Genomic DNA, 23,163 nt, shown 5'->3' on the forward strand with positions numbered 1-23,163 from the left:
GAGGGGCAGGCTACTATGACCGATACTCACCTCTCCGGCCTGGCCGGTGCCGTCATCCATGACGAAATCGTGCCCGCCCGTGCGCCGTGGCTGCACCATATCGCGGCCGGCCAGACGCTGCGCATCGTCGATCTGGAAGGCAATCAGGCCGTCGATTTCCTGCTCTATTCCGCTGCCGACGATGCCGAACGCTACAGCGCGCAGGATACCGTGGCGGCGCAGGGCAACCTGTTCCTGCGCACCGGCACCGTGCTGCGTTCCAACGAAGGACGGCCGATGATGACCATCGCCGCCAGCGCGGTGGACTATCACGACACCATCGGCGGCGCCTGCTCGTGCGAATCCAACACGCTGCGTTATGGCCACCACACCAAGGCCGAACACGCCTGCGTGGAGAATTTCCTTGAGGCGAACCTGACCGAGGGACGCAACAAGCGCGATATCGTCTCCAACATCAACTTCTTCATGAACGTACCGGTCGAGCCGGACGGGTCGCTGGGCATCGTCGACGGAATATCCGCGCCGGGCCTGACTGTGGACCTGCGGGCGGAAATGGACGTCGTCGTCGTCGTCTCCAACTGCCCGCAGGTCAACAACCCCTGCAACGGTTTCAACCCCACCCCCGTCCGGATGATTGTCACCGCATGAGCTTCGACACGGTCCTGATCGCCAACCGAGGCGCGATCGCCACCCGCATCATCCGCACGCTGCGACGCATGGGCCTGCGCTCCGTCGCGGTCTATTCAGAGGCGGACGAAGGCTCCGACCATGTATCCCTGGCCGACGAGGCCGTGCTGATCGGCCCGGCCAAGGCGTCGGACAGCTACCTCAACATCCCGGCGATCCTGGATGCCGCGCGCAAGACCGGGGCAGGGGCGATCCATCCCGGCTACGGCTTCCTGGCCGAAAACGTGGAGTTTGCGGAGGCGTGTGCCGCTGCCGGCATCGTCTTCATCGGCCCCACCACCGACAATATCCGCACCTTCGGCCTGAAGCACAGCGCCCGTGCGCTGGCGGCGGCGCACAAGGTGCCGCTGGCCCCCGGCACCAACCTGCTGACCGACGAGGAAGAGGCGGTTGCGGCCGCGCAGGAGATCGGTTTCCCGGTCATGCTGAAGGCCACGGCCGGCGGCGGCGGCATCGGCATGCGCGTCTGCGAGAACGAGGCGGACTTGCGTGAAGGCTTCGCAGCCGTGGCGCGCCAGGGCATGAGCAATTTCGGCGATGCCGGAGTCTTCCTGGAACGCTACATCCGCCGGGCCCGCCATATCGAGGTGCAGTTGTTCGGCGACGGGCAGGGCCGCGTCATGGCGCTGGGCGAACGCGATTGCTCGCTGCAGCGACGCAACCAGAAAGTGGTGGAGGAAGCGCCCGCGCCGCTGCTGCCGGAAGCGGTGCGCAGCGAACTGATCGCATCGGCCATCCGTCTGGGCGAGGCGGCGAACTATCGGTCGGCAGGAACGGTCGAATACCTCTACGATGCCGACCGCGCGGAATTCTTCTTCCTGGAGATGAACACGCGCCTGCAGGTCGAGCACGGCGTGACCGAGATGGTCATGGGCATCGATCTGGTCGAATGGATGGTACGCGGCGCGGCCGGCGACTACAGCTTCCTCGACCGTGAGACGCCGAAGCCGCAGGGCCATTCGGTGCAGATGCGCCTCTATGCGGAGGACCCCTCGCTCGATTATCGCCCCACTTCCGGCACGTTGACCGCGCTGGAATTCCCGGACGATATCCGCGTGGAAACCTGGTGCGCTTCGGGCAGCACGGTCAGCGCCTGGTACGATCCGATGCTGGCGAAGCTGATCGTCCACGCGCCGACCCGCGCGGAAGCGGTCGAGGCTGCGCAGGCCGCGCTGGACAAGAGCCGCGCCGATGGCATCGAGACGAACTTGCGCTGGCTGCGCGAGGTTGTCCGCACGCCCGCCTTCGTCAGCGGCGAAGTTTCCACCCGCGTGTTGGACAGCATCGCGTACGAGCCGCGCTCGATCCGCGTGGTCAGCGGCGGCACGGCGACCACCGTACAGGACTGGCCGGGCCGTCAGCACTTCTGGGCCGTGGGGGTTCCGCCTTCGGGTCCGATGGACGACCAGTCGTTCCGTCTCGGCAACCGCCTGCTCGGCAATCCGGAAGGCACGGCCGGTCTGGAAGTGACCGTCACCGGGCCAACCTTGGCCTTCGTCGCACCGGCGCGGATCTGCGTGACGGGTGCCGATTTCGGCGCGATGCTGGACGGCGTGGCGATCCCGCGCGGGGTGCCGCTGGACATTGCGGCCGGCCAGACCCTGTCGATGGCGCGAGCCTCTTCGGGCGGTATGCGCGGCTATATCCTGTTCGCCGGCGGGCTGGATATCGCGCCTTATCTGGGCAGCCGCAGCACGTTCGAACTTGGCCAGTTCGGCGGCCATGCCGCACGCCGCCTGTTGGCGGGTGACACGCTGCACTTGGCGGGTGAGGCGACCGAAGCCCCGCTTCCCACCGCTGCCCTGCCGGAAATCTCCACCGAATGGACCTTGCGGGTGCTCTATGGCCCGCACGGTGCGCCGGACTTCTTCACGGACGAGGACGTGCAATCAGTGCTCGCCGCCGAATGGAAGGTGCACTACAACAGCAACCGCACCGGCGTCCGCCTGATCGGGCCCAAGCCCCGTTGGGCGCGTACGGACGGTGGCGAGGCGGGGCTGCACCCCTCCAACATCCACGACAATCCCTATGCCATCGGCGCGGTGGACTTCACCGGCGACATGCCGATCATCCTGGGCCCGGACGGCCCCTCGCTCGGCGGATTCGTCTGCCCCTTCGTGGTGATCGCGGCGGATCGCTGGAAGATCGGCCAGCTGACGCCCGGTGACAAACTGCGCTTCGCGCCGGTGACCATTGCCGATGCGGCCGAGGCCGAAGCGATGCAGCGCGCGCTTGTCGGTAACGGCACCGCGCCGGAAGCTTCCCCTGCGCGGGCGGTGGAAACGCTGTCCCCCATCCTTGGCGAGATTGCCGAGGGGCCGGGGCGTCCGCGCACCGTCTATCGCCAGCAGGGCGACCGCAACATCCTGGTTGAATACGGGCCGATCGTGCTCGACATCGAACTGCGCATCCGCGTCCATGCGCTGATGACCGAACTGGAGCGGCTGGCTCTGCCCGGCGTGATCGACATCGTGCCCGGCATTCGCTCGCTCCAGCTGCATTTCGATGGCGCTGCGATGGACCAGAACGCGGCCTTGACGGCACTGAAAGCGGCCGAAGAGCGACTTGGCGATCTTGAGGACTTCACGATCCCCTCGCGCATCGTCCACCTGCCGCTCAGCTGGCGCGATCCGGCGACCATCGAGACGATCGAGAAGTACATGGCCACCGTCCGCGCCGATGCGCCGTGGTGCCCGGACAACATCGAGTTCATCCGCCGCATCAACGGCCTCACCGATCAGGCCGCGGTGGAGAACCTGATCTTCGAGGCGAACTACCTCGTCATGGGTCTTGGCGATGTCTATCTGGGCGCGCCGGTGGCGACGCCGGTGGATCCCCGACACCGGCTCGTTACCACGAAATACAACCCGGCGCGCACCTGGACGCCGCCCAACGTCGTGGGCATCGGCGGGGCCTACATGTGCATCTATGGCATGGAGGGGCCGGGCGGGTATCAGCTGTTCGGCCGGACCATCCAAGTGTGGAACACCTACCGCCAAACAGATGCCTTCACCGATGGCAAACCCTGGCTGCTGCGCTTCTTCGACCAGATCCGCTTCTATCCGGTAAGCGCCGAAGAACTGGCCGACTGGCGCCGCGAGTTTCCGACCGGCCGGCGCTCGATCCGGATCGAGGAATCGGAATTCCGCCTTGCCGACTATCGCGCCTTCCTGGCCGAGAATGCGGAAGGAATCGCCGAATTCGAGCGAACGCGGCAGGCCGCTTTCGATGCCGAGCGCGACGAATGGCAGCGCCGGGGCGAGTTCGATCAGGTTGCCGAACTGAACGAGCGCGATGTGCCGACGGCCGATGTCATCGAACTTCCTGCCGGTTCAGACCTTGTCGAAGCGCCCTACGGCGGCAGCGTTTCGACCTTGCTGGTCTCCCCTGGCGACGTGGTGGAGGCAGGCGACAGGATCGCCATTATCGAGGCCATGAAAATGGAATGTCCAGTGGAAAGCCCCGGCCGGGGCACGATCGAGGCCCTCTACATGCGTGAAGGACAGGCGCTGGAACCCGGCGCGCCGATGCTGGCCCTGCGGAGGCACGCATGACCGTGCTGGATCGCCGCAGTGCGGCCGACCTTGGCCGCCGCAGCGCCACTGCAATCGCCGCCGCCGTCAACGATGGCCGGACGACTGCGGTCGAGGTGGCGGAAGAGACGCTGGCCCGCGTCATCGCCTATGACGCGATCCAGCCGCAGATCTGGATCAGCCGGGCAACGCGGGAAGACCTGCTGGCCGCCGCCCGCGCCATCGATGCCCGCGTGGCCGCCGGGGAGGACCTGCCGCTGGCCGGAGTGCCCTTCGCGGTGAAGGACAATATCGATGTTGCCGGGTTCGAGACCACGGCGGCCTGCCCGGCCTTCGCCTATAGACCGGAAACCTCGTCCGATGTGATCGAGCGATTGACGGCAGCCGGCGCGCTTTGCGTCGGCAAGACCAACCTCGACCAGTTCGCCACCGGGCTGGTCGGCACGCGCAGCCCCTATGGCATACCGCGCAATGCCTATAACCTCGCCTATGTCAGCGGCGGATCGAGTTCGGGATCGTCCGTTGCCGTGGCGGCGGGGCTGGTCGCCTTTGCCCTGGGCACCGATACCGCCGGTTCGGGCCGCGTACCGGCTGCCTTCAACCACCTGATCGGGTTCAAGCCCAGCAAGGGCCGCTGGTCCACGCGCGGCCTTGTTCCGGCCTGCCGCACGCTCGACTGCATTACCGTGTTCACCGATGACACCACCGACGCGCGGCTGGTCGATCAGGTGGTGGCTGGTTTCGATCCGGCCGATGCCTATTCGAAGCCACTGGCGGACCGGCCGCGCGGCCATGCGCGCATCGGCGTGCCGCGCCGCGACCAGCGCAACTGGTTCGGCGATGCCGAATCCGAATTTCTTTACGACCGCGCGCTGGAGAGGCTGGCGACGCTGGGGGAGATCGTGGAGATCGACCTTGCCCCGTTCCAGGAGGCGGCGCTGCTGCTCTATGGCGGCCCGTGGGTTGCCGAGCGTACCGCCGCCATGGCGGATATCCTGGCCAACGATCCCGATGCCATCGATCCGACGGTTCGCACCGTCGTCGAACCCGGCGCGGATGTTGGCGCGGTGGCGCTGTTCAACGGTATCTACCGGTTGGCCGATCTGAAGCGGCATGCGGACACGTTGTGGACCTCGGTCGACATGTTCGCCTTCCCCACGACCGGCACGGCCTATCGCGTGGCGGAACTGGCGGCCGCGCCCGTCGCGCTCAACAGCAACCTGGGTTTCTACACCAATTTCGTGAACCTGCTGGACATGGCCGCGCTGGCGGTGCCGGCGGGGATCCGCGCGAACGCCACCGGCTTCGGGATCACCCTGATCGGCCCGGCCGACAGCGACCGTGCCCTGCTCGATACCGCGAATGCGTACCTTTCCGCGGCCGATCTTCCATCGCTTCCAACACTCGATCTTGAGGGAAAAATGCAGACAGTGAAACTCGCCGTCGTCGGCGCCCACCTGAAGGACATGCCCCTCCACTGGCAGCTCACGTCGCGAGAGGCGACGTTCGTGGGCGCCTATGAAACCGCGCCCAGCTACAAGCTCTATGCCATGGCCGACAGCGTGCCACCCAAGCCGGCGCTGGTGCACAGTGAAGACGGCAGTTCGATCGCGGTCGAGGTATACGAACTGGGTGTCGCCGAATTCGGCAGCTTCGTGGTAGAAGTGCCTGCACCGCTTGCCATCGGCACGGTGACGCTGGCCGATGGCAGCAGCGTCAAGGGCTTCGTGGCCGAACCGCGCGCGATGACGGGTGCCGAAGACATTACCGGCCTTGGCGGATGGCGCGCCTATATCGCCAGCCGCGCCTGACGATCGAGAGCACGCTTCACGCAAATCCCAAGGGGGGAAACATGCGCACGTTGAAACGGATGGTTCTGGCTGCCACTTTGACGGCCGCCATGCTGCCGTCGATGGCCTTCGCCGAAGGCGAGAAGGTCATGACGGTGCCGGGCTTTGCCGACTTCCTGGCCGCAGACGGGCTGACCGTCTGGGCCACGAACAAGGGCAAGGTGGAGCACTGGTCGCGGGACGGCAAGCTGGGCGAAGTGCTCATGACCCACCCCTGCGGCGCGATGGCGATCGAGCATGGTTCCCTTTGGGTTGCGGACTGCCAGGAAGGCACGCTCAACCGGATCGACATCGCGACGTCGAAGCTGATCGCGTCCATCCCTACCGGCATTGCCAATCCGCAGGGTGAGTTGAACGTCGTGGCCGGCGCCGGATCGATCTGGGTTGCCAGCGATGCCAAGGGCGTGGTCTCCCGCGTCGATCCGGCCACCAACAGCGTGATCGCCTCCATCCCGGTCGATCCCGGCACGTGGTACATGGCGTTCGGCTTCGGATCGGTGTGGGCGGTCAGCGCATCGCAACAGACGCTCCAGCGCATCGATCCGGCCACCAATTCCGTTGTCGGCAAGACGCCGCTGGGCAAGGAACCCGGCTTCCTTGCCGCCGGTGCGGGCGGGGTCTGGGTGCAGGAGCAGGCGGACGGCACGGTCGCCCGCGTCGATCCCGATAGCGGCAAGGTCACCGGCCGCGTCAAGGTGGGCGATAACCTGAAGTGGGGCGATATCGACGTTGGCCACAACAAGGTCTGGCTGCGGACGACCGACGATCAGGTCTTCGTGGTGATAAAGGGCCTGAAGATCGAGGAGCGCGTCGGCAAGGCGGCGGGCAGCGGCGCGCTGCGCTTCACCGACTATGGCCTGTGGACCACCGCGCATGACGAGCATACGCTGACCTGGTGGCCGCCCGCCGTGCTGATGGCCAAGCCCTAAGAGGGCATTTGTGCAGGCGGGAAATGCGTTTCTAAAGGAAAGGGGGGCGTTTGGCCCCCCTTTTCTATTTGACCGTCCGGTTGCGACCCGAGGGCTTCGTGCCTCTCATTACCTGTGTAGATATGCGTAAAACCGTCAGGGCATAGCGACAGACCCTTTTGTTTAATGGCTCACATAATTTCCATCTATGACTCCCGGTCGAAGATGGGTTATCGATCAGGAAGACCGCCGATTTCAGGCGGCATGAGGGGACGCATCAGGGATGAACGACCGGACGCCGCTGATCGACCAGAAGTTCGCCAGCCGGGTCGACTGGAACCTGATGCGCACCTTCGTGGACATCGTTCGCGCCGGGGGAATCGGCGCGGCGGCGCGCCAGCTCAACAAGCAGCAGCCCAGCATCAGCGCCGCGCTCAAGCGGCTGGAAGATCATGTCGGCGCGGCGCTGCTGATCCGATCCGCCAGCGGTGTGGAGATGACCGCTGCCGGCAAGGCAATGATGGCCCTGTGCGAGGATATGCTGGAATCGGCCCGGATGATGCCGCACCAGATCGCGCAGGCGACGCGGCATGTGGAAGGCATCGTGCGCATCCAGATCGTCTCGGCGGTGTTCTCCATCGAGTTCGACGAGGCGATTGCCAGTTTTCACCGGCGCAATCCCAACATCCATATCGAGATTCGCGTTTCGCCCTGGCGGCAGGTGCTGGACGCGCTGGAACGCGGCGAAGTGGAAGTGGGGATCGGGTACGACAGCAACGTGCGCGGCGGCCTTCTCTACGAACCGCTCTTCGTGGAACGGCAGCAGCTCTATTGCGCCCGCAGCCATCCGATGTTCGGCTATCGTGTCAGCCAGCTGAAGGAACTGAAGGACGAGGCCTTCGTGCTCACTGGCGAGGATGAGGTGGAGGCCATCACCCACTTGCGCCGCCGGTACCGGCTGGGCACGCGCACGACCGGACTGGCGGAGGATATCAATGAAGCCCGGCGCCTGATCGCCTGCGGTGTCGGCATCGGCTTTCTCCCGGTATCCGCCGCGCGGGGGGAAGTGGAGAGCGGCAGGCTATGGCCGCTGCTTCATCCCAGTTTCGAGCCGAGCTACGACATTTTCCTGCTCGCGCGGCTGGAAACGGCGCGCGACACTGCAACCCAGCTTTTCATCGACGAAGTGTTCCGCCGCATCCGCGCCCTGTCCAGGGCATAACTGCAATCTATGGCTTCCATCGCAAATTTGCCCCTGCCTCGATGACCTGACCCCGCGCACTCTCAAGGTGCCAGGACAAGAGGGAAAACGGGAATGGGCGCCAGTGCGATCTTCCAATTCATGGGCCGTACCGGGCTGACCAGGGGCGTCTCGGCCGCCGGCGCACTGGCGCTGAAGGCGATCCGCGAAGGGATCGAGGCGCGCGCGCAGGCCGTGGACGGCTCTTCCGCGCGAACGGACCTCAACTGACCGCCATGCCGCGCCGCCGGTTCACCGCATTGGCGCTGGGGTTCGCGGCCTTCTCCGCCGGGGTGGCGCCGAACGCGATGGCGGCTTCGAAGCCGGAAACCCGGCTGGTTTCCTGCGGCGCGGGCAACTGCCTGCTGATATCCGGCCATCGTGACCATGCCGCTTCCGAAGTGCGCATCAATGGCCATGCGGTGCCGGTGGAGGGCGGGAAGGGCTGGAAGGTCCGCCTGCCGGTCGACACCGTGCGCGCCTGGTCCGCCCCGCTGGCGCGGGCGGTAGATATCGCCCTGCTTGATCCGGAGACGGGCACGCAGGCCACGGTGCAGGCCCGCCTGCCGATCGGACTGCTGGGCCACGTTACCGATCTTGCCATGTTGGAGATCCGCAGCCCCTAAGCACGCCAGGTGGTCCACCGCATTTGGGCCGTAAGCATCGATTGTAAGTTCTCCTGCCGAACGCTATGACGAAGGCAGCCGCCGCAGAGTGGCTGCTTGAGTTTGTGTGCAGGAGAAGATGATGAAAATTGGACTTGTGGCCCTGGCCTCTGTCACCGTCGCCTTTGCCACTGCGGCATCTGCAACCACCAGCGAAAGCCCGTTCGCGCGCGACAAGGTGGTCATGCAGATCAACGATCTCGACCTTGCCACCCCCGATGGGCAGCAGCGTCTGGCCATTCGCATGGATGCGGCCGCCCGTGCCGTTTGTGGCGACCAGTTGGCGACCGTGCACCTCGCAGTTGAGCAGAAGGCACAGGAATGCCAGGCGGCCGTGAAGTCGGACATTCGCGCACGGATCGAAGCGCGCACCGCTGACGCGGCCCGCGCGCCGCAAGTTCAACTCGCCAGCGCACGCTGATTTTTCAGGTTTGACGCATTTCATGGCCCGCATCGGCGGGCCGTGGATATGCTTGCGGTAAGCCGGTCGTTGCAGATCCGGCCTTCAGGCCTGCGCGTCTGGACAGTCTGCGTCGACGATGGATTGCAGCGTTTCCGCCACCCATCGCATCTGTTCGGGCGATGCCTGCCCGGACGCCAGGCCATGGACCTGCAACGTTACCCCGGTCAGCATCGCGAAGAGATTGTTGGCCCGCGCCTGCGCGCCAGGCGGCCCCAACCATTCTTCCAGCGGCGCGATCATATGCGTTCGCCAGACTTTCGCCGCCACCGCGCGCGATTCCGGTTCGGACAGCGCCTGAATCAGCATCACGCTGATCGTCACATTGCTGCGATCATGGATCAGCCGCGCCATCGTCTCGCCGAACCGGGCCTTGTCCCAGGCGAAAACCGAATTTTGGCGGATCGTTTCGATCAGCGCAGCCTCGAACAGCGCCGCCTTGGTGCCGAAATAGCGGACAGGCAGCGAAGACGCAGTGCCCGCCTTGGCTGCAATGTCGCGCAGGCCCGCTTGCGCATAGCCAAGCTCCCCAAACACCTCCACCGCGGCCTGCAGGATTTCCGCCCGGGTCTTCACCGGGTCCCTGCGCCTTACTTTCGCAATGCTTGCCATGAGAGGAGGTGTAGGGGCAGTTTCAGCGGCGGACAAGCCAAGTGAACAATGGATCACTTACAATTGAGCGGTTGTTCAATTATACGAGTCGGCAGGAAAACGGCCTTGGGAGAGGGGCCGGGGAGAGCCTGTCATGCCGGAATTCGTCCGCACCCATTGCCGGATCTGTACCAACCAGTGCGGTATCGCGGTGCAGGTGGAGGATAAGGCCATTGGCCGGATCAAGGGCGATTTCGACCATCCGCTGAGCAAGGGCTACACATGCCCGAAGGGGCGCGCGCTGGGGCGCCTGCACCATCATCCGGATGCCATCGAAACTCCCCTGATGCGGCGTGGAGACCGGTTGGAGCCGGCCGGCTGGGACGACTGCATCGACGATCTGGCCGCCCGCCTGCGCCGTGTGATGGAAGAGCACGGGCCGAACGCGGTGGCGTTTTATTTCGGTAGCGGCCTTGGCATGGATGCCGCTGGCTATCGCATGGGAGAGGCATTCTACAACGCGCTGGGCACGCCGCCCAAGTTCTCCCCGCTCACCATCGATGGCACCGCGAAAGTGCTGGTTTCCAGTCTGGTCGGCGGGTTTCCCGGCCTTTCGGGCAAGACCGACAACGACAATGTGGACATGCTGCTCTACGTCGGCGTCAATCCGATGGTCAGCCACGGGCACAACACCGGCATGTTCAATCCCGCCGGGCCGATTCGCTCGGTGGCATCGCGGGGCGAGGTTTGGACGATCGACCCGTTGCGTACGGAAACGGCAGGCTTTTCGACCCGCCATCTGCAGCCATGGCCCGGCAAGGACTATGCGGTGCTCGGCTGGCTGGTGCGCGAGGTGATCGATGGCGGACCGTTGACACCGGCGCAGCCGGTCCAGGGCTTGGACAGCCTGCGTTCCGCGCTTGATGGCTACGATCGGGCCACAGCATCGCGCGTGTCCGGCGTCAGCGAGGACGATCTGGACGACTTGCTCGCGGCCGTTCGCCGGCACGGCGGTGTTACCGTCGAAACCGGCACCGGCGTTACCATGGCGGAAAGCGCCAATATCACCCAGTGGTTCGCCTGGCTGCTGAACATCCTGACCGGCCGGATGAACCGCAAGGGCGGCGTATGGTTCCATCCGGGCTTCCTGATGCAGTTCGACGGGTTCGAATTGCCGCTGATGAACAACCCCTTCACGCCGGGCGCGCCGACGATGCCGCACGCCTCCGGCCTGATCGGTGACTGGCCCTGCGCCGCGCTTCCGGGCGAGATCGAGGCCGGAAACATCCGCGCGCTGGTCAATCTGGGGGGAAGCCTGGTCCGTTCCTTTCCGGATGCCAACCGGCTGGTTCCGGCGCTGCGCAAGCTGGATACTTTCGTTTCCTTCGAAATCCTGCGGAACGAGACTACGGCCCTGTCATCGCATGTCCTGCCGACCAAGGACCAGCTGGAGCGGCCCGACATCTCGTTCTGGGATACACTGAGCGGCAGCCTGTCGATGCTCTATTCGCCTGCGGTGGTTGAACCGATGGGGCAGCGGCGTTCGGCGTGGTGGATCATTTCCCGGCTCATGCAGCGCATGGACCTGCCGGTGCCGGACGGCCTGCCGCCAAGCGATCTCGATCCCGGTGCGGACGATGCCATGCTCGCGCGGCAGATGGCGGCGGCGCGCTGCACTTTCGAGGAACTGCGGGACGCTGGCACCGTCTCCAGGCCGCTGGAATTTCCCGGCAAGTGGGTGGACGATCATATCGAACGGATCGGCGGCTGGTTTCTGGCGCCCGATGCCTTGCTGCAATCGTGGCGCGAGATGCGCGCGCGAGATCGTGATGCAGTGATGCCGCCGCTCTCGTTCATTCCGCGCCGGCAACGCCGCAAACTGAATGCGTCCCTTTCGTTTCTGGGCAGCCCGGCCGACATCATCCTCAATCCGCAAGACGCGGCCCGCAACGGCGTGGACCATGGCGCGCCGGTTCGGGTCAGCACGCCGCGCGGCGCCATCGTGCTGACGGCCTGCGTGGATGAGGCGATCCGCCCGGGTGTCGCCTCGATCCCGCATGGCCATGAAATCGCCAACGTCAACCTGCTCACCAGCGTGGAATCCGTCGATGCGCTGACCGGGATGGTGCGCTATTCCGGCATTCCCATTTCCATCGGGCCCATTTCCATCGGGCCCATTTCCATCGGGCCCATTTCCATCGAGCCCGTTGCCGCCGAGTCCGCCGCCGAGCCTACCGCCGCTGTGGAGGCTTGCAGATAGGCCGAACCGGCGGCGGCGCTCTATCGGGGGTGCCTGGCTGCCAGCGCGATGCCGGCCAGGTTCTGTTCGCGCTTGATCCAGCGGATGCGGGCGGGCGGGGCTTTTGCGGCCAGGGCCAGGAACGCCGCGGGATGGCCCGGTGCAGCCTGTCCGCTTTTCAACGCCATGTTCGCCTGCGTCACGATCTCCCGCGCGTCTCCGATCAGTTCGACATCGGCCAGCCCCAGCGATTGCGCCAGTTCCAGCGCGTGGATCAGGGCCAGCCATTCGGCGTCGCTGTTGGTGCCGGGGCCGAGCCCTTCGAACACCTGGACCTCCCCGCGAAGGGCCACGGCCACTTCGATGGGGCCGGGATTGGGGCGGCAGCCGCCGTCGAAAAACACTTTTACTCTGCGGCTTGGCATGACGCCCTGCGTTTGCCGCAGGTGCCGACGGCAGGCAAGTTGGAAGATCGGTCCGGCGATGGGCTGGGGCCTGCATATCGGCCGGTGCCGTGCCACACAGTTCCCTTCAGCGCCCGGATCAGCGGCGGATCGATCGAAGGGATGAAGGACGGTGACCTTGCGAAAGGCAACAGGAAAATGGGCGGCAGGTACGGCAATTCTGGCGGCGACGCTCTTGGCTTCGGGGGCCGCGATGGCCGATAGTCCCACCGCCCAGACCGCATCGGCCACACTCGCCACCCAAGGATACACGGACGACGACGCGCTTTTCGCTCGCCCCTTCATCGATCGGGATGAGCCGCGCACGAACAACGGCACTGCCTATCGCTACGTCCACGGCGGGTTCGAGGGCACGGACACGCGCTTTTCGTTCTACTTCCCGGTCGCCAAGGCGTGGCAGGGGCGCTTCTTCCAGTACATCACCCCCGTGCCGGACAGTGAGACGCTGTCGCAAGGGTTGACCGGCGAAGAGGATCGCATCGGTGCCGCCATGGCCGCCGGCGCCTACTTCATCGAAACCAACGGTGGCGGGCCCAAGGCGGCCGATCCGATGGGCGGCGGAGACCTGACGGTCGGCGCCTTCCGCGCCAATGCGGCGGTCGCCCGGTTTTCGCGCTTCGTGGCGGGGCAAGTCTATCCGGCGCGGCCGCATGTCTATGGCTATGCCTATGGCGGCAGCGGCGGCGCCTATCGCACGCTGGGATCGCTGGAGAATACCAAGGGCGTCTGGGACGGCGCGGTGCCTTACGTGCTGGGTTCACCCATGGCGATTCCCAGCATGTTCACGGTGCGGCTGATGGCGATGCGCGTGCTGGGGGACAAGCTGGACGGTGTGGTCGATGCGCTGGATGCCGGCGGCAGCGGCGATCCTTACGCCGGACTGTCGGACCAGCAGATGGCGGCGCTGCGCGAAGTGACCGCGATGGGCTTCCAACCGCAATCCTGGTACGCCTGGCGCACGATGGGGCCGCATGCCTTCGCGCTGCTTTTCGGCGGCATCCGCATGGCGGATTCGTCCTATTTCACCGATTTCTGGACCCAGCCGGGATATGAAGGGCATGATAGCCCCGATCTTCTGAAGGCCGATCGCGTCCAGTTGGATACCCGCGTGGCAGAGGTGATCAGCGCGGACAAGGCCAAGTCGCTCGGCATCGATCTTGGCCATACGCCGGGCACGGCCAAGGGTACGGCGGACCTTGCCTGGCAGGCGATGGGCCTGCATTCGGCGGGCGAAATGCCGGTTGCGGTGCGGCTGGCGGATAGCTCGACCTCCCACGCCCTGCTGCTGTCCGATCTGGTGCTGCCTTCGGGCAAGAAGGTGGTGCTTTCGGACGTGCATGGCGATCTGGCGATGCTGGGGATCAACGATCCGCGGCTGCTTGCCACGATCAAGGTGGGCGATGCCGTGCGGCTGGACAACAGCGATATCCTGGCGGTGCAGTACTACCACCGCCATCAGGTGCCGGACCTTGCCGAATACCCGGTGTGGAAGCAGTTTGCCGACGCGCAGGGCAAGCCGCTCCACGCGCAGCGCCGCATGTTGCTGGGCCCGCTGTTCACCAAGAACGCCGCCGGTTCGGTGCCGACCGGCAAGTTCGACGGCAAGGTCATCCTGGTCGAGAACCTGTGGGATCGCGAGGCGCTGCCATGGCAGGGCGACTGGTACCGTTCGCGCGTGAAGGCGAATGCGGGGGCGGCGGCGGACGATCGCTTCCGCATCTGGTACACCGATCGCGCCCTGCATGGCGATCAGAGCCAGCAGGACGATCCGGCCCGCGTGGTCTCCTACATTGGCGTGCTGCAGCAGGCCCTGCGCGATCTTTCGGCCTGGGTGGAACAGGGCAAGGTGCCGCCTGCCTCCACCGCCTATCGTATCGATGACGGTCAGGTAGTGGTTCCCGCCGATGCGGCCGCGCGCAAGGGCGTGCAACCGGTCGTGGCGCTGACGGCCAATGGTGGCGCTGTCGCGAAAGTCGCGGCTGGCAGCCGGGTCGCCTTCAAGGCGAAGATCGATGTGCCGCCGGGTACCGGATCGGTGGTCGCGGCCGAGTGGGACTTCGATGGCGACGGCACATTCGAAACGCCTGTCGCGATCCCGGCCGGCAACAAGGCGACGGCCACGCTGACGGCGGATCACGCCTATGATCGGCCGGGAACCTACTTTGCCGTGCTTCGCACGGCATCGCAGCGAGAGGGCGACAGGAAAACGCCGTTCGCGCGGATCCAGAACCTGGCGCGGGTGCGTATCGTCGTGAAGTGATCGGCGGGCTTGCGCTTTGCGGGCCCTGATCGCCTTGAAAGGAAACCCCTACCCCAGCGCGCCGATGGGCGGCCGTGCTTGGGTAGGGGGTTCGCTTTGTCAGCCGTGCAAGGCTTGGGCCGGCCGGCGGGCGTAAAGGCCGAAGCCGGCAATCACGGCATAGCAGATGGCCGGCAGGACAAGGGCGATCTCAAGATTGCCGCCCGTCAGATCGGCCAGCGCGCCGGTGGCCAGCGGCACCAGTGCGCCGCCGCAGATGGCCACGTTGATGATACCCGAACCGTCCGCCGCCCGCGCGCCCAGCTTCTCGCAGGCAAGGCTGAAAATCGTGGGGAACATGACCGAGTTCATCAGGCCGACTGCCAGCAGCGAATAGCCGGCGAGAGTGCCCACGCTCGACATCGAGATGCCCAGCAGGGCGATGGCGGCGCAGGCGTTGAAGGCCAGGACGAGGCCGGGATTCAGCACGCGCAGCACGGCCGATCCGATGAAGCGGCCCACCATCGCGCCCCCCCAGTAAAGGCCGATCAGCTTGCCGGCGGACTGCTCGGGCAGGGCCAGGACGTGATCCTGCATCAGATAGCTGACGATCAGGGAACCGATCGAGACTTCGGCGCCGACGTAGAGGAAGATGCAAAGCGCGCCATAACCGAAGCGGGCGCGCTTCAGCAGGTCGAACCCGGCGAAACCGCTGTCTTCGCCATGCTGTTCGGGGGGCAGGCGATTGCGGAACTTCCAGACTGCCGCGGCCACAAGCGCCAGGGCGACGGCAATGCCGAGGTAGCCGTGGACGATGGCCTGGCTTTCGTTGCTGCGATAGGCGTCCAGCGCCGGTCCGGTCAGCTCGTGTGCGGAGACTTTGGCCAGGCTGCCCAGGATCAGCACGGAGCCGGCGATCGGGAAGATCGTGGTGCCCAGCGAGTTGAACGCCTGCGCGAAGGTGAGGCGCGAACTGGTCGTTGCCGGCTTGCCCAGCAGGCTGATCAGCGGGTTGGCAACCACCTGCACGATCACCACGCCCGCCGCCAGCACGAAGTAGGCGGCCAGGAACAGCCAGTACGTCGCGGTTTGCGAGGCCGGAATGAAGGCCAGGCAGCCGACGATCATGATCACCAACCCGGCGGCGGCGCCGCGCATGTAGCCCACCTTGCGCACCAGCATCGCGCCGGGAATGCCGATGATGGCATAGGCGGTGAAGAAGCAGAACTGCACCAGCATCGCCTGCGTGTAGCTGAGCGTGAACAGCTCCTTCAGCTTCGGGATGATGACGTCGTTCAGGCTGGTGATGCCGCCGAAGATGAAGAACAGCGCCATGACGAAGTAGCGCAGTTCGGGCGCATCGACATAGCCGCCGGGGACTTCTTCACTCGTTTCGGCGCTGATGCCGGGATTCGGTATTGCGGACGTAATGGCCATGATGTGCTTGACCTGCGCTGCATGACGCAATGGAATGCGTCGATCCGGAATGAAATGAAGGTTTCGTAAGCCCTTACGCGCGGATGACGGAAGCAATCCGCAAGTGGTCAATCCCGACGGATGACGCTGGCGTTGAAGGGCACCGGAAATCTCCCACGATGTTTTTTGTTTTTTGGTGACATCCCGGGTGCAAGGGAAAGAGCTGAGATCAATCCGCCCACACCCGGGATGCGCAGCGCTGTCGCTTTAGGAGGAGATGACAACGTTGTACCGGCCGTTTAGCGTGCATTGGCAGTCGGATCAAGTCGATCTTGCAATCCCCATCAACCGGCCGCGAAAAAGGGCGTGGCGGCGGGCACCATCCGAAAGACATTTGCAAGACCGTTCTCAACGCGCGTCTTGTGTGGCAAAGGCTTCAGATGACCAGCATTCGTGACGTCGCCGCTGTGGCCGGCGTATCCATCAAAACGGTGTCTCGCGTTGTCAACAAGGCGCCGAATGTCAGCGAAACCGTGCGTGAGCGCGTGTCCGCCGCGATCAGCAAGCTAGGCTATCGGCCCAACCAATCCGCACGGCGGCTGGCGGGCGGCCGGTCGTTCATGCTGGCGTTTCTCTACAACAACCCCACGCCGGGCTATACGGCGGCGCTGCAGATCGGTGCCGCCAATCGCTGCCGCGATCTTGGTTATCATCTCGTGGTGGAACCGATGCCGCTTTCGGGCGAGGCGCGCTTCGAGATTCTCGACCGGCTGGTGGCGGCCCTGCGCCCCGATGGCGTGTTCGTCGCGCCTCCGCTGTCCGACGACAAGGCGCTGTTGCAGAAGCTGGCGGAATTCAAGCTGCCCTGTGCGCGGCTGGCCGGCTCGATCGTGGCGGAAAGCTTCAATATCCCGACGCCGGAACGGGCAGCGGGGCGCATGATTGCCGATCACCTGATCGGTCTGGGCCATCGCCGCATTGGCGTCATCACCCCGCCGGCGGACCACCGCGCCGCGCTGGCCCGTGTCGAAGGCTTCAAGGACGGGCTGGCGGCTGCCGGGCTTCCGGTGGGGAACGATATGTTCGTCCGCGGCGGTTTCGATTTCGCGTCGGGCCTGGAAGTGGGCGAAGCGCTGCTGAAGCGCGATGCGCCGCCCACCGCCATTTTTGCGACGAACGACGCGATGGCGCTGGGCGTGCTGACATTCGCGCATCGCCAGGGGCTGAGCGTGCCGGACGATCTTTCGGTCGTCGGGTTCGACGATACCCCGGCCAGCGCCACCGCGTGGCCACCGCTTACCACCGTGCGTCAGCCGCTGGAGGAAATGGGTCGCGCGGTGGTGGACGCGCTGGTGGCGGAGCCGGACGAGGCGCCGGTATTCCGTTTCGAACTGATCTGCCGGGAAAGCAGCGGCCCCGCCCCCGCTTCCTGAGGGCGAGGGGCCGCGGTTCCGCCTGTCAGATCAGCGGCTTTCCGCCGGCCTTGACCACGGTGCCGCCCTTCATCACGAAGCTGACGTTTTCCAGCACTTTGACATCCTTGAGCGGATCGCCCTCCACGGCGATGACATCGGCATAGCGGCCCGGTTGCAGCGTGCCGATATCGGGGCTGCCCAGCAGGTCCGCCGCATTGCCGGTGGCGGCCTTGATGGCGTCCATCGGAGTCATGCCCGCGCCCACCATCAGCGCGAATTCCTGCGCATTCTCGCCATGGCGGGAAAGGCCGAAAGTGTCCGTGCCGAAGGCGATCTTCACGCCGGCGGCATAGGCATCGTGCAGGTTGCGGCGCAGCAGCGGGGCGATCGCCAGCGCCTTTTCGGCGGTTGACGGGTTCAGCTGCTCGGGATGTTCCTGGGCGCGCTGGTAGACCCGCTCACCCACCAGCATCGTCGGCACCAGATAGGCGCCGTACTGCTTGAACAGCTTGTAGCTGGCGGCGTCGGCGTAAGAGCCATGCTCGATGGAATCGACGCCCAGTGCGATGGTGTGATCGATCGCTTCCTTGCCGTGGGCGTGCGCGGCCACTTTCATGCCCAATGCGTGGGCGGTGTCGATCACGGCCTTGATCTCGTCATCGGCCATCAACTGATGCTTGGGATCGTCGCCGATCGACATCACGCCGCCCGACGGCATGATCTTGATGAAGTCCACGCCTTCGCGCTTCAGCCGCCGCACGGCGATCCGCGCGGCTTCCGGGCTGTCGATCACATTGTCGCTGATATGCGGGATGTCCGCGAATTCCACGCGCAGCCCGTTGGTCGAATCGCCGTGGCCGCCGGTGGGCCCCAGCGGCGTGCCGGCCACCCACATGCGCGGGCCGGGCACTACGCCGCCGTCGATCGACTTCTTCAGGGCGACGACGACTTGCGTATTGGCGCCGCAATCGCGGACCGAGGTGAAGCCCGCCAGCAGGGTGTTGCGAGTGAATCCGGTCGCCTCGATCGCGTCCTCGAAATCGCTGCGGGTCACGCTGTTGCGGATGGGATCACCGGCGTGCCAGCCTGCGGTGATGTGATCGTGCGCGTCGATCAGGCCGGGCAGCACGGTCTTGTCCGCCAGATCGACCACCTCGGCGCCTTGTGGGGTCACGAATCCCGCCTGGATCGCGGTGATGCGCTGGTCGGTGATGAGGATCGACACGTTGTGCCGGGGCGCCGCGCCGGTGCCGTCGATAAAGCTGCCGGCGTGGATCACGACGTCTTTCGCTGCAGCCGCGGTGAATGGCATCGCCGCAGCGACCAGCGCGCCGCACGCGAACTTTGCCGCATCTTTCAGAAACTTGCCTTTACGCATGATTGCCCCTCTTGCCTGTTGGCGGCAAAGTTGCGCGCGGCGAGGGCGGCGTCAACGCCTTTGCGTATCGTAGCCTGGTTCGGCTAATTCGGGGTGACGCCCGACCTGATATTCCGCCAGATATTCCGCCTGCCACTCAGGCAGACGCGTCGCCCGTGCGGCCAGGCGCAGGCCGGCAGGAAAGGCGGCCGCAATCCGGCAGGCGAGGGCGCCTATTCCCGGCGCCGCCAGCAGGTTCTGCATGGCCATGGCGCGGCGGATCTGGCCGCCGGCGTGGCGGGTGAGTTCGGCGTGGTAGGCGCTGGCGCCGCGCCCGGCATCCACGCAGCGCGCGGCCACGAAGGCGCTGCGCAGGGCAATGGCCATGCCGTCGCCCGTCAGAGAGGCGGTCATGGCCCAGCGGTCGCCCAGCCGCAGCACGCGCTCGTCCATCGGCTGCCCGGCCAGCGTTCCATAGGCAAGATTGCCGATCGACACCGGCCGCGCGAACAGCGGTTCCGCGTCGTGCAGCAAGGCCGCCATCTCGGGCGCTTCGCAAAGCCATTCGCGCAGGCCCTCCCAGTTGCCGCCAAGATCGGCAAGGCGGGACTGGCGGATCACCAGGCAGAGGTTGGCCCGCCCATCCTCCACCATCTGCAATCCCGCATAGCCGCCGCTCAGAAGGGCCAGCAGGATCACGCCGCGCAGTCGCCGCATCGCGGTGGGGGCGAGGCGATAGTGCATCTTGAACCCGACGAACGCGTCGGGCGGGCGCGGGGGCGGCGTGGTGCCCTCCCGGATCGGCAGCTTTCCAGTGGCCAGCAGGACCATCTCGCCCGTCGCTTCGCCCAGACTGGTCACGGCGCGCGTCCCCTCCAGGCGGGACACGCGCAGGCCGCGTTCCACACGCGCACCGGCCGCCTGCGCACGGGCAATCAGCGCCTCGTCCAGAACATGGCGGCTCAGGCCGAGCGCCCCGAACGGCAGTGCCGCCTCCGCAACCCGGGCGGATCCGGCGCGAACCAGCCGGATCCGCTCGATCGGCACGCCGCCCAGCGCCAGCGGATCGACGCCGAGCTCTTGCAAGTGTGCTGCCGCCTCGATCGACAGGAACTCCCCGCAGACCTTGTGATGCGGCCCCGATTCCTTCTCGATCAGATGGACGCTGTGCCCGGCGCGGGAGAGCAGGCAGGCCGCCGCACTGCCGGCCAGCCCACCGCCGATGACCAGCGCGCTTGGCGGGTGCGGGGCCATGTCACGCGTCCAGCGCGAAGCGAAAGCTTTCGGCCGCCATGCCGGGGCCGAAGGCCAGCGCCATACCCAATCCTTGCTCACTGCCCCGCTCACTGGCCAGGCCCTGCTGCTTGCCGGCCAACACCCGCGCCAGGATGAACATCAGTGTGGCGGAGGACATGTTGCCATGATCGTGCAGCACCGCGCGCGAAGCCGCCAGCGCCGTGTCGTCCAGCGCGAAGCCATGCTCCACCGCGTCCAGAATGGTGCGCCCGCCGGCGTGGACGGCCCAGAGCCCAAAGTCCCCCACCGCCGCATCGCGCAGCAACCCGCCGCCGTCGGTGCGCTGGGCCTCGACCGCCAGCGCCTCGGCAATGCGCGCGGGCACTTCGCCGCCTAGGTGCATGTCGAAGCCCTGATCGCGGATGTTCCAGGTGATCGCATCGCCGGTTCCGGGGATTGTTGCTGCGCGAAAATCCTTGATGGCAATGCCGTGCGGATCGGCCGTCACCAGCGCGGCGGCGGCGCCGTCTCCGAACAGCAGCATCGCCAGCAGGCTGGCGACATCGAGATTGCGCTGGAAGTGGATCGTGCACAGCTCCAGCGTGACGACCAGCACGCGCGCGGCGGGATCGGAGCGGACGATGTGATGCGCCAGTCGCAGCGAATTGACCGCCGCGTAGCAGCCCATGAACCCCACCACAGTGCGCTCCACATCGGGCGAAAGCCCGGCGGACGCCATGATCACCTGATCCAGCCCCGGCGCCATGAATCCCGTGCAGGAGGCGACGATCAGATGGGTCAGCCCCACCCTCTCACCCGCATCGATGCCCAGCGCATCGATGGCGGAGAGCGCCAGGTGTGGCGCATCGCGTTCGTAGCGGACCATGCGCGCGCCGGTGGTGGGCCATGCGGCCCCGCCGTAGAACCCGTCGGTATCCCGGATCGTGCCATCGGGCAGGACGGTGGGCTCCAGATAGGAATAGCGCCGGGCGATGCCGGATCGCGCGACCATCCGTTCGAACAGGCGGCGGGTGCGCGGATCCTCCAGCTCGCCGGCGACGTAGCGGACGAAGGCGTCGTGCACCTGAAACGGCGGGTTGGCCGTGCCGATCCGGTTGATGTGGGCGATCGTCGCACTCACGGAAGCCGGCCCACCAGTACGGCGTTGAGACCGCCGAACGCGAAACTGTTCGACAGCAGCACGTGCGGGGCGAAGGCCTCCCGCTCCAGAACCAGTGGCAGGTCGCAGGCGGGATCGGGGCCAAGGAAGTTCAGGATCGGCGGTGCGGTCCCTTCGATCAGGGCGGCAAGGCCGATCAGGAATTCCATGGCGCCTGCCGCGCCGATCATGTGGCCGTGCGCGGACTTGGTGGCGATCACGCGATGGCGGTCCAGCCCGTCGCCACAGACGGCGCGGAGGGCGGCAGCCTCGGTCGGATCGTTGAGCGCGGTACCGGTGCCGTGCGTGGAAACCAGCATCGGCTCATGCCCGGCAATCCCGGCGTCATCGAGCGCGGCGCGCATCGCCATGGTTATGCCGCCAAGATCGGGCGCGGTCATCTGCGCAGCATCGCTCGATTGGCCGTAGCCGGCCAGTTCGGCCAGGATCGGTGCACGCCGGGCCAGGGCATGGGCCTCGCTTTCCAGCACGAGCACCGCCGCGCCTTCGCCCAGCACCATGCCGCGCCGATCGCGGGAGAACGGGCGGCAGGCGTCGGGCGCCAGCACGCCCAGCGAATTCCAGCCGGCCAGCGATCCCCGCGTCAGGCACGCCTCCGCCCCGCCCGCCAGCGCAACGTCGACGCGGCCGGAACGGATCATGTGCATCGCCTCTCCCAAAGCGTGGGCGGAGGAGGCGCAGGCGCTGGACAGCGTGAAGACCGGGCCATGCGCGCCCAGCAGGATCGCGATCTGCGCGGCGGGGGCGGTGATCATCGAACTGGGAATGGTCTGCGGATGGGCCCTGGGCTGGCCCTTGGCGAACAGCCGTTCATAGGCCACTTCGCGGGTCTGGTTGCCGCCGCTGCCGCAGCCGAGCATGATCGCGGTGCGGTGGTCCAGCGAGGGATGGCCCAGTAGGCCGGCACTTGTCACCGCCTCCAGCGCGGCCTCGATCGCGAAGGAGGAGAGCGGGTCCAGCTTGCCAAGCCGGCGCAGGCGCTCTTGGTCGACATGGGCGAGCGCGCCATTCTCCCCGGCGGGTGGATCCACCCATGCGGCGATCCCGCCCTTTCCGCTTTCCGCCAGTCTGTCTTCGGGAAGCGGGCGGATTGCGCCGTTGCCGTCCCGCGTGCGGGCCCAGCTTACCTCGACCCCACGGCCAAGGCCGCTGACGCAGCCCATGCCGGTGATGACGACGCGCTTTCTCATTGCGGTGCCGGCACGCCGATGCGTTCCAGCAACTGGCGCATCGTCGTCTCGCGCGAGAGTTCTTCGGGCTGCACTTCGACGCCGAACCTGTCCTCCAGTTCGAACAGCATGCTGACGATGTCGATGGATGAGATGTCCAGCGTCGCCAGCGTGGCATCGGGTTCCAGACGCTCCGGGGGAAGGCCGGTTTCCTTCGCGATCAGCGCGATCACTTCCTCGTAGGTCATCGGCTCTTCTCCTGGGTACTGCGGGTTCGGTGTCGGGTGCGGTACAGCATCGGCGCGCATCCCGTTGCGTCCAACGCGCCATCCGGACGGGTGCTGTTGCGACAGGCCTCTGGACCTTGGGCAAATGCGGGGAGCAAATGCAGGCACGGCCACGGCCCATGCCGAAAGCGCTGGAGCCGTTCTTGTGCACATGCCCTTCATCGCGGCATCCCGGCTTGATTTTATTGCCGAATAGTGCGCCATTTCAGGCCCGGCCGCAAGGGAGC

The 23,163-nt window shown here is 66.2% G+C and carries 19 protein-coding genes; 11 read left to right on the forward strand and 8 right to left on the reverse strand.

What is annotated here, in order from left to right; genetic code table 11:
- Window positions 1–15 precede the first annotated feature (15 nt).
- The 8 genes from WBP06_RS18785 (at window position 16) to WBP06_RS18820 (ending at window position 9,304) form a co-directional block, all read left to right on the forward strand.
- Entirely contained in the window at window positions 16–648 is a 633-nt protein-coding gene (locus WBP06_RS18785) for an urea amidolyase associated protein UAAP2 (RefSeq protein ID WP_395336054.1), read from the forward strand.
- Window positions 645–4,241, forward strand: a complete 3,597-nt coding sequence (gene uca, locus WBP06_RS18790; protein WP_395336056.1) for an urea carboxylase — start codon at window positions 645–647, stop codon at window positions 4,239–4,241. Before WBP06_RS18785 ends, uca begins: the two co-directional genes overlap by 4 nt.
- Window positions 4,238–6,031: an allophanate hydrolase gene (gene atzF / locus WBP06_RS18795; protein ID WP_395336059.1), complete on the forward strand. Its 1,794-nt coding sequence runs from the start codon at window positions 4,238–4,240 to the stop codon at window positions 6,029–6,031. The genes uca and atzF overlap by 4 nt, the downstream gene beginning before the upstream one ends.
- A gap of 41 nt (window positions 6,032–6,072) precedes the next feature.
- A complete protein-coding gene (locus tag WBP06_RS18800; RefSeq protein ID WP_395336061.1) occupies window positions 6,073–6,999 on the forward strand; it encodes a YncE family protein in 927 nt (308 codons plus the stop codon).
- Between the two features lie 262 nt (window positions 7,000–7,261).
- On the forward strand, window positions 7,262–8,200 hold the full coding sequence (locus tag WBP06_RS18805; RefSeq protein ID WP_395336063.1) for a LysR family transcriptional regulator: 939 nt from the start codon (window positions 7,262–7,264) through the stop codon (window positions 8,198–8,200).
- 93 nt (window positions 8,201–8,293) lie between these two features.
- A complete protein-coding gene (locus tag WBP06_RS18810; RefSeq protein WP_395336066.1) occupies window positions 8,294–8,449 on the forward strand; it encodes a hypothetical protein in 156 nt (51 codons plus the stop codon).
- Between the two features lie 5 nt (window positions 8,450–8,454).
- Window positions 8,455–8,844 (forward strand): hypothetical protein, encoded by a 390-nt coding sequence (locus tag WBP06_RS18815; protein WP_395336068.1) that lies wholly within the window; start codon window positions 8,455–8,457, stop codon window positions 8,842–8,844.
- A 121-nt stretch (window positions 8,845–8,965) separates the two neighbouring features.
- A complete protein-coding gene (locus WBP06_RS18820; protein WP_395336070.1) occupies window positions 8,966–9,304 on the forward strand; it encodes a UrcA family protein in 339 nt (112 codons plus the stop codon).
- An 84-nt stretch (window positions 9,305–9,388) separates the two neighbouring features.
- On the opposite strand, the gene WBP06_RS18825 is transcribed toward WBP06_RS18820, so the two are convergent.
- On the reverse strand, window positions 9,389–9,919 hold the full coding sequence (locus tag WBP06_RS18825; protein WP_395336073.1) for a TetR/AcrR family transcriptional regulator: 531 nt from the start codon (window positions 9,917–9,919) through the stop codon (window positions 9,389–9,391).
- A 169-nt stretch (window positions 9,920–10,088) separates the two neighbouring features.
- Between WBP06_RS18825 and WBP06_RS18830 the strand changes: the two genes are divergently transcribed.
- On the forward strand, window positions 10,089–12,194 hold the full coding sequence (locus tag WBP06_RS18830) for a molybdopterin-dependent oxidoreductase (RefSeq protein ID WP_395336076.1): 2,106 nt from the start codon (window positions 10,089–10,091) through the stop codon (window positions 12,192–12,194).
- A 20-nt stretch (window positions 12,195–12,214) separates the two neighbouring features.
- Here WBP06_RS18830 and WBP06_RS18835 read toward each other — a convergent pair whose 3' ends face one another.
- Complete coding sequence (locus WBP06_RS18835) at window positions 12,215–12,598, reverse strand: ribonuclease HI (protein WP_395336078.1); 384 nt, start codon at window positions 12,596–12,598, stop codon at window positions 12,215–12,217.
- A 232-nt stretch (window positions 12,599–12,830) separates the two neighbouring features.
- Between WBP06_RS18835 and WBP06_RS18840 the strand changes: the two genes are divergently transcribed.
- Window positions 12,831–14,897 (forward strand): hypothetical protein, encoded by a 2,067-nt coding sequence (locus WBP06_RS18840; protein WP_395336081.1) that lies wholly within the window; start codon window positions 12,831–12,833, stop codon window positions 14,895–14,897.
- 99 nt (window positions 14,898–14,996) lie between these two features.
- Here the strand turns inward: WBP06_RS18840 and WBP06_RS18845 are convergent, their stop codons facing one another.
- Window positions 14,997–16,313, reverse strand: a complete 1,317-nt coding sequence (locus tag WBP06_RS18845) for a sugar MFS transporter (RefSeq protein ID WP_395336083.1) — start codon at window positions 16,311–16,313, stop codon at window positions 14,997–14,999.
- A gap of 419 nt (window positions 16,314–16,732) precedes the next feature.
- On the opposite strand from WBP06_RS18845, the gene WBP06_RS18850 reads away from it, so the two are divergent.
- Entirely contained in the window at window positions 16,733–17,725 is a 993-nt protein-coding gene (locus WBP06_RS18850) for a LacI family DNA-binding transcriptional regulator (protein ID WP_395336086.1), read from the forward strand.
- A 25-nt stretch (window positions 17,726–17,750) separates the two neighbouring features.
- Here the strand turns inward: WBP06_RS18850 and WBP06_RS18855 are convergent, their stop codons facing one another.
- Genes WBP06_RS18855 through WBP06_RS18875 form a run of 5 tightly spaced genes read right to left on the reverse strand, consistent with a single transcriptional unit; the run spans window position 17,751 to window position 22,897 of the window.
- The gene (locus WBP06_RS18855; RefSeq protein WP_395336088.1) at window positions 17,751–19,085 is read right to left on the reverse strand and encodes an amidohydrolase family protein; all 1,335 of its coding nucleotides are present in this window, start codon (window positions 19,083–19,085) and stop codon (window positions 17,751–17,753) included.
- A 51-nt stretch (window positions 19,086–19,136) separates the two neighbouring features.
- On the reverse strand, window positions 19,137–20,318 hold the full coding sequence (locus tag WBP06_RS18860; protein WP_395336090.1) for an NAD(P)/FAD-dependent oxidoreductase: 1,182 nt from the start codon (window positions 20,316–20,318) through the stop codon (window positions 19,137–19,139).
- 1 nt (window position 20,319) lies between these two features.
- Window positions 20,320–21,441 carry a type III polyketide synthase gene (locus tag WBP06_RS18865; RefSeq protein WP_395336093.1) on the reverse strand — a complete coding sequence of 374 codons (1,122 nt, stop codon included), beginning with the start codon at window positions 21,439–21,441 and terminating at the stop codon, window positions 20,320–20,322.
- On the reverse strand, window positions 21,438–22,670 hold the full coding sequence (locus WBP06_RS18870) for a beta-ketoacyl-[acyl-carrier-protein] synthase family protein (RefSeq protein ID WP_395336095.1): 1,233 nt from the start codon (window positions 22,668–22,670) through the stop codon (window positions 21,438–21,440). The genes WBP06_RS18865 and WBP06_RS18870 overlap by 4 nt, the downstream gene beginning before the upstream one ends.
- On the reverse strand, window positions 22,667–22,897 hold the full coding sequence (locus WBP06_RS18875; protein WP_395336097.1) for an acyl carrier protein: 231 nt from the start codon (window positions 22,895–22,897) through the stop codon (window positions 22,667–22,669). Before WBP06_RS18875 ends, WBP06_RS18870 begins: the two co-directional genes overlap by 4 nt.
- Window positions 22,898–23,163 lie beyond the last annotated feature (266 nt).

Source organism: Novosphingobium mississippiense, assembly GCF_044029535.1.
Classification (GTDB): Bacteria; Pseudomonadota; Alphaproteobacteria; order Sphingomonadales; family Sphingomonadaceae; genus Novosphingobium.